At 35.7% G+C, this 720-nt stretch carries 1 protein-coding gene; it reads right to left on the minus strand.

What is annotated here, in order from left to right:
- Positions 1–145 precede the first annotated feature (145 nt).
- The gene (locus tag RE317_RS21025; RefSeq protein WP_016270762.1) at positions 146–382 is read right to left on the minus strand and encodes an ISAs1 family transposase; all 237 of its coding nucleotides are present in this window, start codon (positions 380–382) and stop codon (positions 146–148) included.
- Positions 383–720 lie beyond the last annotated feature (338 nt).

The raw sequence follows: 720 nt of genomic DNA on the forward strand, positions 1-720 counted from the left end.
AATCCTTCTTTTCCCCTAGTATGTTCTCCATCACATTGGCTTGGACCACGCATGAGCTTGCCATCTATAGCTACAACACCTTTCACCTCCAGACAGACTCGTTTTACCCAATTACGGAAGATCAACTCAAAATAATCGGGCTTTATCATCTGAAGAATCTGTTAAAAGTATCATGACTGGGGATGAACTCCAGACTGGGTATGCGACTCTTGAAAAAAGTCATTTTCGAATTGCCAAATTCCTCAATTTCATTCCAGGATTGGGCCCCACAGATTACAGCAGCAATGGATATATAGATACTAGTTTCCATTTTATGGACTCTCTTGCGGTTCATACTAGGATCTTCTATTTGTTTACAAAGGTCAATTATACCATTTTTCATGTTAGTTTATGTTTTAATATATCTTATAAGGATAAGAAAAACAATCGACACAGGCAGATAATAACACATTAATAATCAACAATATAATAAAAACAACAAGAAATAATATAGTAAAAAATATAATGCGTCTGCCCTATTCCTCTTGATAAATTTATCATTTCACTAAGGTGATGAAATTGCATCACTTTAGTGAAGAATTTTCATCACTTAAGTGATAAAACTTACCCACTTAAGTGAAACGATAAGTTTATCAGGAGGAAGCGTAAGCATTCGGCCTCGTGCGTGTTTCTCTCCAAGTTATAATAAAGTCAAAAGCCAGACGAAGCATGTCTGGCTTT

The organism is Phocaeicola sp. GP0067 (assembly GCF_031119655.1).
GTDB lineage: Bacteria > Bacteroidota > Bacteroidia > Bacteroidales > Bacteroidaceae > Phocaeicola > Phocaeicola vulgatus.

What these genes read in the sequence shown, in the direction of transcription:
- RE317_RS21025 (WP_016270762.1), bottom strand. Translation starts at nt 382, where the DNA reads ATGAAAAATGGTATAATTGACCTTTGTAAACAAATAGAAGATCCTAGT.